Origin of the sequence: Parabacteroides caecihominis, assembly GCF_023656785.1 — a bacterium.
GTDB classification, from domain to species: domain Bacteria; phylum Bacteroidota; class Bacteroidia; order Bacteroidales; family Tannerellaceae; genus Parabacteroides; species Parabacteroides segnis.
The window spans coordinates 112,234-127,220 of the sequence record NZ_JAMOKS010000019.1; the positions used below are offsets into that span (position 1 = coordinate 112,234).

The 14,987-nt window shown below is 42.5% G+C and carries 10 protein-coding genes; 7 read left to right on the top strand and 3 right to left on the bottom strand.

All coding sequences use genetic code 11. The features are described 5' to 3' along the window. Window positions 1-187: 187 nt before the first annotated feature. From NBH14_RS17005 to NBH14_RS17015, 3 genes are all read right to left on the bottom strand, one after another. Window positions 188-1,399 carry a DUF4934 domain-containing protein gene (locus NBH14_RS17005; RefSeq protein WP_186960252.1) on the bottom strand — a complete coding sequence of 404 codons (1,212 nt, stop codon included), beginning with the start codon at window positions 1,397-1,399 and terminating at the stop codon, window positions 188-190. 83 nt (window positions 1,400-1,482) lie between these two features. Continuing rightward, window positions 1,483-2,583: a DUF4934 domain-containing protein gene (locus NBH14_RS17010; RefSeq protein ID WP_186960253.1), complete on the bottom strand. Its 1,101-nt coding sequence runs from the start codon at window positions 2,581-2,583 to the stop codon at window positions 1,483-1,485. 341 nt (window positions 2,584-2,924) lie between these two features. Then, window positions 2,925-3,524, bottom strand: a complete 600-nt coding sequence (locus NBH14_RS17015; RefSeq protein ID WP_186960254.1) for an RNA polymerase sigma-70 factor — start codon at window positions 3,522-3,524, stop codon at window positions 2,925-2,927. A 137-nt stretch (window positions 3,525-3,661) separates the two neighbouring features. Here NBH14_RS17015 and NBH14_RS17020 point away from each other — a divergent pair, with 137 nt between their 5' ends. From NBH14_RS17020 to NBH14_RS17050, 7 genes are all read left to right on the top strand, one after another. Then, window positions 3,662-4,663 (top strand): FecR family protein, encoded by a 1,002-nt coding sequence (locus tag NBH14_RS17020; RefSeq protein WP_186960255.1) that lies wholly within the window; start codon window positions 3,662-3,664, stop codon window positions 4,661-4,663. A 159-nt stretch (window positions 4,664-4,822) separates the two neighbouring features. Then, window positions 4,823-8,260: a TonB-dependent receptor gene (locus tag NBH14_RS17025; protein WP_186960256.1), complete on the top strand. Its 3,438-nt coding sequence runs from the start codon at window positions 4,823-4,825 to the stop codon at window positions 8,258-8,260. A gap of 15 nt (window positions 8,261-8,275) precedes the next feature. After that, window positions 8,276-10,111, top strand: a complete 1,836-nt coding sequence (locus NBH14_RS17030) for a RagB/SusD family nutrient uptake outer membrane protein (protein WP_186960257.1) — start codon at window positions 8,276-8,278, stop codon at window positions 10,109-10,111. 103 nt (window positions 10,112-10,214) lie between these two features. Next, window positions 10,215-11,663: a beta-N-acetylhexosaminidase gene (locus NBH14_RS17035; protein ID WP_186960258.1), complete on the top strand. Its 1,449-nt coding sequence runs from the start codon at window positions 10,215-10,217 to the stop codon at window positions 11,661-11,663. A 16-nt stretch (window positions 11,664-11,679) separates the two neighbouring features. Further along, window positions 11,680-13,194, top strand: a complete 1,515-nt coding sequence (locus tag NBH14_RS17040; RefSeq protein ID WP_186960259.1) for an arylsulfatase — start codon at window positions 11,680-11,682, stop codon at window positions 13,192-13,194. A gap of 96 nt (window positions 13,195-13,290) precedes the next feature. Next, window positions 13,291-13,857, top strand: coding sequence for an RNA polymerase sigma-70 factor (locus NBH14_RS17045; protein ID WP_186960260.1), 567 nt, complete (start codon window positions 13,291-13,293; stop codon window positions 13,855-13,857). Between the two features lie 73 nt (window positions 13,858-13,930). Then, on the top strand, window positions 13,931-14,935 hold the full coding sequence (locus NBH14_RS17050; protein ID WP_186960261.1) for a FecR family protein: 1,005 nt from the start codon (window positions 13,931-13,933) through the stop codon (window positions 14,933-14,935). Window positions 14,936-14,987 lie beyond the last annotated feature (52 nt).

Consider the following 14,987-nt stretch of genomic DNA (forward strand, 5'->3'; position numbering starts at 1 on the left):
AGATAAGAATATCCATCTTTACATTTTAGATTTAAAGTCCTTCTTTCAGAATCTTTTTCAGAGGCTGGAAAAAGCGTTGTAACGGAACAATACCTGCCCTATCCAACTTTCGCCGGATCCCATAACCAGCAAATAACCGACTTTTCTCAGTCCCAGATAATTTTAAAATTGACTACTTTTCTATTAATCAATTACATTTATATATAATAACGAGAGGATTACTATCTTCGTTCATATCACGATAGACAGCTGGAGCTTGTTCATTAAAATAGTTCAAATCTTTCAAATCTTGAATTTCTCCTCCTGATAAAGTCTGAACATATATATTCTCTTTCGCATAATGGTATAATGGCCAAATAGGAACTCCATTATCAATATCATTTTTAACACCTAAAACTCTTGTTATTTTTGGTGCATAACTATTTGTTTGTTTTCTACTTTTATTATACCGCAAAACGGTACCGCCTCTATCACTTGCATATCTCAAATATAAACAAGAGTCTGTTTCAAAAAAGCCTTCTCTATTAATAAATATATAATTCAGATTATTCCCATCAAGAGAATTTGTATACTCTTTAGAAGAGTAAGCCAATTGATAAATTTCTCCTCTGATAGGATTTTTTAAATCCAAATAATAAGCAGGAACAATTGTATCTCGCATTGCCCTATAAAGGATATTAATACCCCCGATTTTGTATAACACACTGTTTTTATGAGAAAAAAAGAACACACGTCCTAATCTGCAATTTTCAAGATCGCATTGTTTTACATACGATTTTCTTGAATAATACTTTTTTCCCAAAATATCAAACATACCAGAAACATAATTCAAGGAATCAGTCAAAGGAATTATAGATTCCCTAAAAGTAAAAAAGACTTCATCACTTAAAGGTAACATGACTCTTATTTTATCGAACGGATATTCCAAGTTTCCTAAAAACTTTCCTTCAAAAGAAAAAACGGCTATACTATGTTTTCTTCTAAACTGCATTACATAGACCTTCTCTCTATATTCATCTACAAATATATGATGTGGATTAACTTGTTCAGGACCTTCACCAACCCTGGCGATTACTTTAATAAAATTACCTTTCCGGTCATATTTCATTATTCCGCCATCATGAGAGAGCATTAAAAACATATAATCCTTTGTAAAAGCTATATCTATTATCTTTCCGATTATTTTTTTATTGTCAATACGAACATATTCTATACTCTTAAATTCATTCTTTATCGATATATCATCATTATTATGCTGTGTATCACGAACTTTCACCACATCAGTTACGGTTGCCAGTTCTGCCGGATCCTCTATTATCATTTCCATACCTCTTTTATTCCCTTGTTCATGGCAGGATAATAACGCAATAACTAATATGTATATCCATCTATTCGTCATAAGGCTTTTGTAATTTATATATCGATTAAGATAGATTTGGTTCACGCAAAGCGTAACGATCAGCTATGTCACCAGACCTAATTTTAGTTCTCCATAAACACCACTACCGGATTGTCATCCGGTGAAATCAATTTCAGGAAATTGAGATTCGGATTGGAAGATATTCCATTTTTATCTATATAATCACAAATATCAGGAGCATACAAAAGCCCCATACAAGTTCCATCATCACAAATCGTAGATATCCAAACAGGCATAAACCCGTTGATATCATCAATCGGACCATTTTCACATAAATAGTAAGAACTTTCTCCTGCTTGTTTATTATAAACACATAGTTGCCCTACTCCATTCATATGATAACGAAAAGCTATATTTACATCATTTTCATATATAAAATAAGGTGATATCGCTTCCTTATGTCTGTCATAACGCTCTTTATAAGGCACAGAACGAGATGTTATATTTAAAATATATTCTGCCTTCAACTGATTTTTACTAACTTGATAAACCGTATCTATAAACATTTCTTTAAAATAAAGATTACCTTTATATCTATACGTAAGCCCATCACCCGAATCAATAATATACATTTTTGTTTCTACAAAATGATGGTTAGGAAACTCTTTTTTTACATTTCCGTTATGATCAAATAAAACTATTCTTTTCTTCTCCCGTCCACTTCTATTCGCAAAAAAAGCACAAAAAGTCGTTAAGTCCAATGGTACTACAAATTGAGGAGAGACACCTGTCGACAACGGGACTTTCATTTTACCTATATATTTACCATCCAGCCCATACTTAACCCGAATTCCTTCAACACCCTGAAAATAAAGAAGTCCATCATACGGATTATAGAAATTCTCATAAAATGAATATACAGCTTCCGGATCATCGCCTTTATGCCCTATTCTCCGTATAAATTTTCCATCTTTAGCACTAAACAAACAACAGCTATCGTAATCCCAGGCTAGTATATAATCTTGTATCTTCTGCACATGGATATAAGAAAGTAAACAATCATCTGTCGTTTCCAGAGGAACATACCTTACTTTACGGAACAATTTACTCATTTGCGCAGTCTGTTTAGGAGTGTGGACCGGTAAATCAATCTTTGGTATTTTTTCATTACTAAATGAACAAAGTACCACAACTGTCAACAAAAAGAGTTTCACGTATTTCATAATTAATCAAGATTTAAGCGACAGAAACGTGTAGTTTCAAAGTTTCGAAGGCAATTTACAGAAAAGATTTCACATAACAATTGTCATTCTATCAAATATCAAAAAAATAATTCCAATCACATATGAATTTACTGCCTTTGCATTAAACAACTTATTGCTTATTTTACTATATTGGCTCCTATTCAAATCAGCGGCCGATAATTGTCAGCCGTTTGGTTGATAATTATAAACCAATCGGCCGATAATTATGAACCATACGGCCGAAGGTTATCAACCATTGATTTCCCGGCATACTAATTCTAATTAGTACGTATAGTAATCAGAAAGACATTGGTAAGAAATCAATTCTGGTTTAGCAAGAAACAAATCAGCCCGGATATCAGTCCGGTTTCTGTCAGGTGGGTACGGATATCGGATAAGGCTTTGGTTATATGCTTTTCTACTGCTTTCTCACTGATATTCAAACGAAGTGCGATTTCTTTGTTCTTTAGATTTTCTTCGCGGCTCAACAGAAAAACTCTTCTACGCTGTTCGGGAAGCGTACCGACAAAAGAGGTTATCTCCTCTTCTATCTCTTTCAGTAGCAGATTGTCATGCTGGTTATACGACAGTATCTCCCGGTCGATCAGTTCATCCAGCATATCGGCATGATCTACGCGTCGCTGAACCGACACGGAATTAAGGTAGTTTATCGATCTGTTATAGGTAGCCCGATACAAGTAGGGTTTTATCGGTTCCTCAAAATCAATTTTATCTCGGTTGATCCAAAGAGCCATAAACACATCCTGTACAATATCTTCACCCACCGACCAGTCGTTCACATACCGGTACGAGTACGTAACCAAAGAGCGAAAATAATCCTCAAAAAGCTTCTGAAATAAAATAAACTCACCCAATCTACTACCCCTTTCGTTAAACTTATTATCACTGATGGTTATCATTACTGTATCTCCGGTTCCCAAAAATATTTGCGTAAAAATAATCTTTTTTTTCTCATTGAGGTAGGGTTAATCGGTTTTGTTTTGTGATATGTATAGAAGAGTAACTGAATAATTACCGAAAGGGATACAAAATAAGGATGAACGACATCATATTAAAATATTTACAAAGAACAGCCGGCAAGGAGGAAAAAGAACGTCTTCTCGCCTGGTTGCGGGAAAGCGAAGCGAATAAAAAGACATTCATCGACTTACGGGATATCTGGCTGGCATCCGGAAAGACTCCGGTTCATGCGCCGGGTTACACAGAAAACGCTTTCCGGATATTTGAAGAGAGCGTCCGCCGTAACGAACAAAACAGCCGTTCGTCCAAACGTTCTATACGTCCGTTTTTACGTATTGCAGCCTCCGTTGCCATTCTCCTGATTTGTTCGATCGGAGGATATTATATAGGTAGAAACACTCCGGATATCGTTTACATAGAGAAAGAAGCTGTCATTATGAACCAGGCCATCATGGGCAAGGGAAGCAAAGGTTCCGTTACACTGCCCGACGGAAGCGTCGCTTGGCTGAACACGAACAGTAAGTTGACTTATCCGGAAAAGTTTTCCGACAAATACAGAAAAGTCAAACTAGAAGGAGAAGGTTATTTTAAGGTGAAAAAGAACGAACAGGCACCGTTTTTCGTCGAGACTAACCAGATGACAGTCAATGTACTGGGCACAAGCTTCGATGTAAAAGATTACTCGGATAAAATGAACAGCGAAACCACCCTGATCACCGGAAAGGTTGAAATACAGCTACCGAATAATCCGAACAGCATCCTGTTAAAACCCAACCAACGGATCATCCTGGATAAAGAGACCGGCGTTCATGAAATAAGACAGGTCGATGCCTCGGAATATATATTATGGATCAACGAAAAGCTAGTATGCAACAACGAAAAACTGTCCGTCATCTTACACAAGATAAAACTATGGTACGGCATGGAACTCGTCTGCCAGCCGGGAACTCCCGTCGACCAGCGCCTGTCGCTGACGATCCGGAAAGAATCGCCCGACGAAATATTCAAGTTGCTGGAAATGATCGCACCTATTCGTTATTCGATCAAAGATGATGTAATCTATGTGAAACCTAAATAATACGAACTATAAAAACAGAATGCCTATGGGATAAGAAACCGGAGAGTCTAAAAACAATCCGGACAAATGCTGGTAACATTTGCCCGGTAATGTGAAACAAACTGTTCTCAAAAGCTAGAAGATGAGAACAATAAGTTAAATTTAAAACAGTACAAATGTATGAAAAAAATTTCCACAGAAGGGAATGCTATATCCTTTCTTAACATTAATTCATTCAGAAAAATGAAGCTAATACTATTATTTATAAGCTTTTGCTTTTTTCAGCTTTATGCAATAAACGGTTATGCACAAAATACGAAAATAAGTTTGGAACTAACCAGTGTGAAACTGAGTGAAGCAATCAAAGTGATCGAAGAGAAAACTCCTTTTGTCTTCTTCCTCAACAACTCAGAGATCGACATGAACAGACAGGTCAGCCTGAATCTCAAAGAGGCCAGCATCAAAGAGGTGTTGAATCAGTTGCTCGCACCTGACAGTTACCGGATAGAAAATTATAAGATTGTCCTGCTGTCCGATAAAATGCCGCAAGAAGGAAAAATCACCGGTAAAGTGATCGACGAAACAGGCATGCCTGTCATCGGAGCCAACGTGATAGACAAGAAAACGAACAACGGAACGATCACAGACCTGAACGGGCAATTTATCCTGGACGCTCCCCAGGATGCCACCCTGACAGTTTCTTTTATCGGATACATTCCGCAGGATATCCATCTGAAAGGACGGAACAATCTGACTGTCACATTAAAGGAAGATACTCAATTACTGGACGAAGTCGTAGTAGTCGGTTTCGGAACCCAGAAGAAAGTCAACCTGACTGGAGCCGTTGCTTCCGTTAATTTATCGGAGACATTGGGAGACCGTCCGGTTCCTAACATTACGCAGGCTTTGCAAGGGACGACCCCCGGATTACAGATCGGTTCGGAAACCGGTACACCGGGTGATGCGATGAGCTACAATATCCGCGGAACCACATCAATCAACGGAGGTACGCCTCTTGTGCTGGTAAACAACGTTCCGATGGATATCAATATGATCGACCCGCAGGAAATCGAATCGGTCTCCATATTAAAAGATGCAGCTTCGGCAGCCATCTACGGGGCAAGAGCCGCCTTCGGTGTTATCCTGATCACCACGAAGCAGGGGAAAAAAGATTCCGCTCCGAAATTCAATTACAACAATAATATATCGTTCTCCAAACCGCTGGAACTACCGCAAAAGGCGAGTCCGCTGGAGTCAGTCCTGGCATACAAGGAAATGGACTGGCCCAACGACACCTATGTAGACGGTAAGAACATCACCCAGTGGGAAGGATACATCCGCGATTACCAGAGTAATCCGGGCAAATATCCGAACGGATATATCTTCGATGAAAGCGGTAACCTCTTTCTGATGAAAGAACGGAATATGTTTGACGACATGACGGACAATTTTGGATTCATGCAGAACCACAGCATGTCGGTTTCCGGCGGTAGCGAGAAAACGGTCTATCGTATCGGTGTCGGTTACACGGGGGAAGACGGTATCCTGATTACTGATAAGGACAGCTATGACCGCCTTAACCTCTCTACCTTCATGGGAGTAGATGTCAATTCCTGGTTGACAACCCAGCTCGACCTGAAATATGCAAACTCCAAGCAAAATAAAGTGGAAGCCGGAGGACGTAATACGGTATGGGTAGCAGCCATGAACCTGCCGTCTTACCAGAATAATGAAGAATATGAGGAAAACGGCATCGTTTATGCGCCGGAATCGCCGGCTACCTATATCCGTTACGGTGATCCCCGCAAAATCAAAAGAAATGACCTCAGAGCTTTAGGACGAATCATCCTGAGCCCGCTGAAGGGCCTTAAGATAACCGGAGAATACACCTACAACCGGACTACGGAGCAAAATAAGTTCTATAAGAATAAATATCAGTATATAGGAATGAACTTCACCGGGATTCTGAACAGCACGGAGAATTCAAGCTATGCGGTTACGTCCAAATATACGGATTACAATGCCGTCAACTTATTTGCCAATTATGATATGACGTTCGGTAAACATGATATTTCGGTGATGGGAGGATACAACCAGGAGTCGAGTCATACCGAATCCCAATACTCTTACCGTACGGATGTAGTGGTCGGTTCACTGCCTTCGTTATCCTTATCGACAGGTACTCCGATCACGAACGACGCGTTCGAGGAATTTGCCATCCGCGGATTATTCTATCGTGTAAATTACAGCTATGCCGGCAAATACCTGCTGGAAGCCAACGGACGTTACGACGGAACTTCCCGTTTCCCTAAAAACAGCCGGTTCGGTTTCTTCCCCTCTTTCTCGGCAGGCTGGCGTATTTCGGAAGAAGGCTTTATGCGGGAAACGAACGAATGGCTTTCCAACCTGAAGCTGAGAGCCTCATGGGGTTCCATCGGAAACCAGGTCATCTTGAAATCCGACAATACTCCGGACAACTACCCGTACATCCCGGATATGAATGTTTACCTCTCCAACTGGCTGGTCGACGGACAAAAGATCACGACACTGGGCGCTCCGGCTATGGTAAGCAGCAATTTCGGATGGGAAAAGGTTTATACACTCGACTTCGGTTTCGACCTGGACCTGTTCAACAACAGACTGAATACCACATTCGACTGGTACCGCCGCGATACTAAGGGCATGCTCGCTCCGGGTATGGAACTACCGGGTGTTGTAGGCGCCAGCGCTGCAAAGCAAAACGCAGCCGACTTGAAAACATATGGTTGGGAATTAAAGATCAACTGGCATGACCGGATAGGCGACGTCGGCTACCGTGTCGGTTTCAACCTGTATGACTCGCAATCGGAAATCACCAAATACGACAACGAAGCCGGATTATTCGGAGCAAACCTTTACCGAAAAGGAATGAAACTGGGAGAAATATGGGGATATGTCACCGACCGTTTTTATACGGAGGATGACTTCAATACTGACGGGACCCTGAAACCGGGCATCCCGATGTTTAAAGGAGCCGGCAAGGTTTATCCGGGAGATATCCTTTATAAGAACTTCGACGACGATACCGAATTTATTTTCCAGGGAGACAATACAGTCAGCAATCCGGGCGACCAGCGCATCATCGGTAACAGTACACCCCGTTATCAATACGGTATCACCGCCGGAGTCAGTTACAAAGGCTTCGACCTGTCTCTCTTCCTTCGCGGAGTGGGAAAACGTGATTACTGGCGTACCGACCAGATGGCTTGGCCGGACGGTGGCTGGGGCAGTTTGTACAAGGAAACACTCGATTTCTGGACGCCGGATAATCCGAATGCCTTCTTCCCGAGAGTATATGCGCAGAATGGAACGAATACGACATTCAACAGAAAGGTGCAGACCAAATATCTGGCAAACGCCGCCTATCTGAAAATACAGAACATCACCTTGTCTTATTCATTACCGAAGAATTTCTGCCAGAAGATTTATATGGATAACATCCGGTTATTCGTCAGCGGTGAAAACCTTCACACCTGGGATCATCTGCCAGAAGGCCTTGAATCGGAAATGCTTTCAAAAGGCTCCTGGGAGTATCCTTTTATGAAAAAGTATTCTTTCGGTATAAACGTTACCTTTTAAATAAACAGTACAAGTATGAAAACATTCAAAATATTATTCGGATTACTCGTTATCTTCGGATTCTCAGGTTGCATGAACAACGACTTCCTGGAAAGGTATCCGCTGGGAAATCCTACGGCAGAAACCGTATTCAAGACGTATGATAATTTCAAGACATATGCATGGGGGTTATACGAAACATTTCCGGCACTCGGCTATGGGGAAACCAATACGGACAATATCTCTTACAACTCGACACGCGGTTCGGGAGAGACTAATTGGATCAGGGGAATCGTTGTTCCTCCTTCCAATACGACCGATACGCCCTGGGCGCAATATAGCTTTATCCGCCGGACGAATCTGATGCTCGACCATATAGAGACTTCGGATATGAGTGAGACAGAAAGAAACCATTGGCGCAGTGTCGGCTATTTCTTCCGTTCTTACCGCTATATGACTTTGCTCTCCGCTTACGGCGGCGTCCCCTGGGTAGACCATGTACTGGCAGACGATGAAACGGACATTATTTTCGGAGAAAGAGATTCGAGAGACGTGATTGCCAACCATATTCTGGAAGACCTCCAATATGCCGAACAAAATATAAACCCAAACGGCGATGGAGCCAACACGATCAGCCGTGTGGTAGTGCAGACATTGCTTTCCCGCTTCTGCCTGTTCGAAGGGACATGGAGAAAGTATCACGGATTGCAGGAAGCAGATAAATTCCTCCGGGAATGTAAGCGGGCGTCCGAAGAGGTGTTGAAGGTATATCCGAATGTGCACAACAACTACGACGACCTGTTCAATTCATTGTCATTAAACGGTATGACGGGAATCATCCTTTACAAAGCGTATGCCAACGATGCCAATGTGGTACATGCCACCAGCATCGGAGGAACCACGGCTCAGTCATTCTATAATGTAACCCGCGACATGGTGGACAACTATTTATGTTCGGACGGCAAACCGCGCTGGACAAGCCAGATGTTCCTGGGCGACAAAGACATGTACGATGAATTCAGCAATAGGGACCATCGTTTATGGCTGCACGTTACTCCGCCTTATGTAGTCGACCGTTCGGAATCGACAACGGCCTGGGATAACAAATGGAAGTTTACGGACAATCCGAAAGACCGTAGTTTCATTGACAGCATTAATCTGATCGTTCCGGCCGAACGCCAGAAAACACTACCTTTCAGACAAGGATACGACGGCGGCATACTGGGAGAAAATCCTCATTACGATTTCTTCCTGAACGGGCAACCCTGGTACAAATCGGCATTCGGTTATAACAACTGGAAGTATTTCAATACTTACCTGAGCATGGGTTCTCAACGGAATGAAGAGACCGACATGCCGATATTCAGGGTAGAAGAAGTGATGTTGAATTATGCCGAGGCAATGGTTGAACTGGGAGAATTCAGCCAGTCCGTTGCAGACATGACTATCAATAAAATACGTTCACGGGTAAATGTACCTTCGATGATTGTATCACAGATCAATGAAAGTTTTGATCCAATGCGGGATTTGGGTGATTCGAGATATGCCAGCGATTATGCCGTGTCTCCTCTCTTATGGGAAGTACGCAGGGAAAGACGTATCGAACTGTTTTCAGAGAATTTCCGTTTCGACGACCTCAGAAGATGGAAGAAGTGTCATTATGCCATGAAGAAAAAACTCGGGCAATATGTCCGGAAATCAGACTTCCCGGCAGGTACGGCTGTGACCATCGACGGAGGCACGGACGAAGGTTATCTGGAATTTCATCCGGATCCGAATAAATTATGGCCGGATTATTATTATCTTTACCCGATACCATTGAATCAGATGGTATTAAATCCGAATATCAAACAGAATCCGGGTTGGGAATAGTTTAATTAATCACAAACAAAGAGGATGTATCAAAAATCGAGACTTGTCCTCCATGACAAAACGAACTTTTGATGCATCTTCTTTATTTTAGCTCCTATATATCATGAAATATGTAAGTATTATTATTCTCTTGCTTTCTTCTTTCTTTCTGGCAGCACAAACGGTGATCCCTACACCGGAAACAATCGTGCAAGGTAACGGAGAATTTCGTACAAAAAAACTACAGGCCGACATCCGCCTGACTACGAATACGGCATTACCTTCCGAAGCATACCGGCTACAGATAACAAAAAACGGCATTGAAATAGAAGCATCCGGCGATGCGGGTTTCTTTTATGCCCGGCAGACATTAAAGCAATTGGCCTCCGATCAGAACGGGACATGGATCATTCCCTGCCTGAAAATAGAAGACAGGCCGCGTGTCGGTTTCAGAAGTTTCCTGCTCGACTCCGGGCGCCAATATCAGAAAGTCACGACAATAAAGAAATATATCGACATGGCAGCCCTGCTAAAAATGAACTATTTCCACTGGCACCTGACGGAGGGCCTCGGATGGCGTATTGAAATCAAACAATACCCGCGCCTTACCGAAGTTGGCGCTTTTGTCGGCAAAGGCCCGGAACAACAGGGTTTCTATTCACAGAAAGAGATCAAAGAGATTGTCAGATATGCCGCCGAACGTTGTATCACGGTTATCCCGGAAATCGATATGCCGGGACATGCGGAAGCCGCTCTGGTCGCTTACCCGGAACTAGGTTGCTTCGGCGACACTATACAGGTCCCCGAAAACGGCTTTACACAAAATATCTTCTGTGCCGGCAAAACACATACGCTGGACTTTTTGAAGAATGTCCTCGATGAAGTCTGCGAACTGTTCCCCTCCGAATATATTCATCTGGGAGGTGATGAAGCACCCAAAAGGAACTGGGATACATGTCCTGACTGCGGGCAATGTATCAAAGAACACGGTTTGAAAGACAGCCACGATCTTCAGCTCTGGTTCTCAGCACAGATGGCCAACTATCTGAAAAGCAAAGGAAGAAAAGCAATCTTTTGGGGAGATGTCGTTTATCAGGATGGTTATCCGTTACCGGACAACACAGTGATTCACTGGTGGAACTGGCGGGGGCATAAAGACACGGCATTCAAGGAAGCGCTCAAAAGAAATCTTCCCGTTATCTGCGGAACCAATTATTATACCTACCTGAATTTCCCCGTCACTCCCTGGAAAGGATATGAGGCGGCGCGTACATTCAATATCAAAGATGTATATACCGCCAATCCGTCTTATAGAAAAGAAGATTCACCTCTCCTGTTGGGAATGAGTTGTGCCCTCTGGACCGATTACGGGGTAACGGAGGATATGATCGACCGAAGGTTGTTTCCCCGCATTCTGGCTATCGCCGAACAAATGTGGAGCCGGAGCGAACCGGAGAGTTTCGAACAGTTTTACCAAAAGGTAAAAGACAAAAAAGAATGGTTTGAAAAACAAGGATATATGTTCGGACCAGGATTAAAAAGCGAAGTAACCGACGATTTCAGTTGGGACTAATTAAAATAGTAAGAACATGAAAAAAACGAATTTATTAGTAGGGTTTTTCTGTATTGCTGGTCTGTCTTCCTGCCAGAAAGAAAAGAGCAAACCTAACATTATATATATACTGATGGACGATATGGGCTATGGCGACCTGCAATGCTACGGCCAGCAAAAAATAGAAACCCCGAATATCGACCGCCTGAGAAACAACGGGATCAAACTGACCCAACATTATACCGGATCGCCCGTTTCCGCTCCGGCCCGGTGTGTACTATTGACCGGATTACATTCCGGACACGCACAGATCAGGGCAAATGATGAAATAGCCTCGCGGGGAGCGATCAACAGCCACGATTCGATGTACGTCCATCCGAAACTGGAAGGCCAATATCCTTTGAAAGCCGGTACCATGACAATCGGCCGGATGATGCAGAATGCCGGATATACGACCGGTTGTTTCGGAAAATGGGGATTGGGTTATCCCGGTTCGGAAGGAGTCCCCGGCAAACAGGGTTTCGACCAGTTTTACGGATATAACTGCCAGAGGCAGGCACATACCTATTACCCTCCGTTCTTATGGAAAAACGATCAACGCGTATATCTCGATAACAAAGTACGGGACCCCCATCTGACCAAACTGGATGAAGGAGCGGATCCGTACGATGAAGCCAGTTACCGGAAATTTACCCAGAATGAATATGCCAACGACCTCATCTTCGACGAAATGATTCATTTTGTCGACCAGAATAAGGAACACCCGTTCTTCCTGCTTTGGACAACGCCTCTTCCCCATGTATCCTTACAGGCTCCGGAACGCTGGGTCAACTATTATGTCGATAAGTTCGGAGATGAAGAGCCCTATACCGGCAACAAAGGGTATATGCCATGCCGGTATCCGCATGCTACCTATGCAGCGATGATCAGTTACTTTGACGAGCAGGTCGGAAAACTAGTCGAGAAATTGAAACAGGAAGGATTGTATGAAAATACCCTGATCATTTTCACTTCGGACAACGGACCGACGTTCAACGGTGGCAGTGATTCCCCCTGGTTCAACAGCGGTGGATTATTCAAATCGGAATACGGATGGGGAAAATGTTTCGTCCACGAAGGAGGGATACGCATACCGGCTATCGTCTCCTGGCCAAGTCGGATCAAAGCGGGAACGGAATCCGACCATATCTGTGCATTCCAGGATGTAATGCCGACACTGGCAGATATCGTTTCCATCGAATGTCCTCCAACCGATGGAATCAGTTTCCTGCCGACACTACTCGGAGAAAAAAGAAAACAAAAACAACATGCATATCTTTACTGGGAATATCCTGACCTACAAATAGGGAACAAAGCGATCCGCATGGGGAACTGGAAAGGGATCATTACAGATATCCGTAAAGGAAATACGAGAATGGAACTGTATGACCTGGAAAACGACATTCAGGAATTACACGATGTAGCAGACAAACACCCGGATATTGTTGAGAAATTCAATCAATTAATGTCAGACTCCAGTACACCGCCGGAAAACCCGAAGTTTGCATTCTAAACTCAAAAGATAGTAGTTTTATACTTTTTTTTCTTTTTAATGGCAAACGATCTTTATCTTTGTATCCACATAAAGAGACAACAAATCTACCTATTAATGGATTTTGCCACCGAAAAAGGATACATAGAGGCAGTCAGCAGGGGCGATGAACAGGCATTCGAGTCATTGTTCCTGCATTATTTTCCACGTATTAAAGGATTCATAAGCGGCATCCTGCAAAACGAGGAAGAAGCGGAAGATATTTCCCAGGATATATTCGTATCCATGTGGCAGAACAGGGATAGATTGAAAGAGATCGAGAATCTGAACGCCTACCTGTATCGCATTGCCAAAAATACGGTATTCCGACATATCGAACGTTCCCTGTTATTCAGGGACTATCAGGAACAACAAACCGACAATGCTTCATTTACCTCCACAGACAACGACAGCATAGAAGAAGAGCTATATGCCAAAGAACTGGAATTTCTTATTTCTGTCGCTGTTGAAAAGATGCCTCCCCAACGAAAACAAATCTACCGGATGAGCCGTGTGGACGGATTATCCAATGATGAGATTGCAGCACGCATGTCTATCAGTAAACGGACAGTCGAAAATCACCTGACGCTGGCACTGGCTGACATCCGAAAAATAATCGGGTTCTTTATTCTTGCATTTTTTTAAAAAAAAGTTCATTTTTGACTGTGTGTACTTCCTGCCTCACGTATCATATATACAAAACAGGAAATATATACGCATGTCAAAAGCATCTAAAATACTATATAATCTGGTCAACCATACATTTGATCCGGCACTCCGGACCAAGGTATGGCAATGGCTGGTTCACCCTTCCAATCAGAAAGAAAAAGAAGAGGCTCTTCTTTCCATATGGAACGAATATCCGACAGGAGCAAATGCTGAGACTTATCATTCGCTGAAAACAACACAGAGAAAGATCAGACAAAATCAATCTCCGTCCAAGCAATATAACCTTGTTCATAAATTATTGCGAATCGCTGCGATATTGATCATTCCTTTGCTATCAATAGCCGGTTCCTATCTGTATATCAAACAGAACACATATAATCCCGAATTGATACAATGTTTCGTTCCGGAAGGAGAAAACCAGGAAGTAATCCTACCCGACGGTTCCACAGTAAACATCAACTCCGGAAGTATTCTGATCTATCCTAAAAAATTCAAAGGAGATACCCGCACACTCTATCTGACGGGAGAGGCCAACTTCACCGTAAAAAAAGATAAGGAACATCCTTTTATCGTCAGCACAAGTTATCTGAAAGTTCAAGCTCTGGGCACAAAATTCAACGTGCAAGCCTATTCCGAAAGTGATAAAATCACGACAACACTGGAAAACGGGGCTGTCAAAGTGGATAAAATAGCAGGAGGTGAAGACTCCTTCTTCCTGTCCCCTAACGAACAACTGGAATACAATTGTAAAACCGGTGTATTCGAAAAGCGGAAAATCAATGCAGCAAACTACTCAGGCTGGACGAAGGGAGAGCTCAACTTTATCAACCAACCGCTCAAAGAAATACTGGCTACAATTCAACGAAAATATGTTGTTGACTTTGTTATAAATCCGCGTCTGTTTACTTCGGATTTATACACTATAAAATTCCGTCAACATGCCGACATAAACACGATCATGAAAGTTCTTACAATGACTGTCAGCGGATTGGCTTATGAGATAGACGGCAACACAATCACCATTTATTCACTTAATAAGAAAGGAGTAAAATAAAAAGAAAAAGGGACCGGAGAAAATTGCGACACCTTTTCCGGACCCCCGAAAT

What these genes read in the sequence shown, in the direction of transcription:
- NBH14_RS17025 (WP_186960256.1), top strand. Translation starts at nt 4,823, where the DNA reads ATGAAAAAAATTTCCACAGAAGGGAATGCTATATCCTTTCTTAACATT.
- NBH14_RS17005 (WP_186960252.1), bottom strand. Translation starts at nt 1,399, where the DNA reads ATGACGAATAGATGGATATACATATTAGTTATTGCGTTATTATCCTGC.
- NBH14_RS17040 (WP_186960259.1), top strand. Translation starts at nt 11,680, where the DNA reads ATGAAAAAAACGAATTTATTAGTAGGGTTTTTCTGTATTGCTGGTCTG.
- NBH14_RS17035 (WP_186960258.1), top strand. Translation starts at nt 10,215, where the DNA reads ATGAAATATGTAAGTATTATTATTCTCTTGCTTTCTTCTTTCTTTCTG.
- NBH14_RS17050 (WP_186960261.1), top strand. Translation starts at nt 13,931, where the DNA reads ATGTCAAAAGCATCTAAAATACTATATAATCTGGTCAACCATACATTT.
- NBH14_RS17030 (WP_186960257.1), top strand. Translation starts at nt 8,276, where the DNA reads ATGAAAACATTCAAAATATTATTCGGATTACTCGTTATCTTCGGATTC.
- NBH14_RS17045 (WP_186960260.1), top strand. Translation starts at nt 13,291, where the DNA reads ATGGATTTTGCCACCGAAAAAGGATACATAGAGGCAGTCAGCAGGGGC.
- NBH14_RS17010 (WP_186960253.1), bottom strand. Translation starts at nt 2,583, where the DNA reads ATGAAATACGTGAAACTCTTTTTGTTGACAGTTGTGGTACTTTGTTCA.
- NBH14_RS17015 (WP_186960254.1), bottom strand. Translation starts at nt 3,524, where the DNA reads ATGATAACCATCAGTGATAATAAGTTTAACGAAAGGGGTAGTAGATTG.
- NBH14_RS17020 (WP_186960255.1), top strand. Translation starts at nt 3,662, where the DNA reads ATGAACGACATCATATTAAAATATTTACAAAGAACAGCCGGCAAGGAG.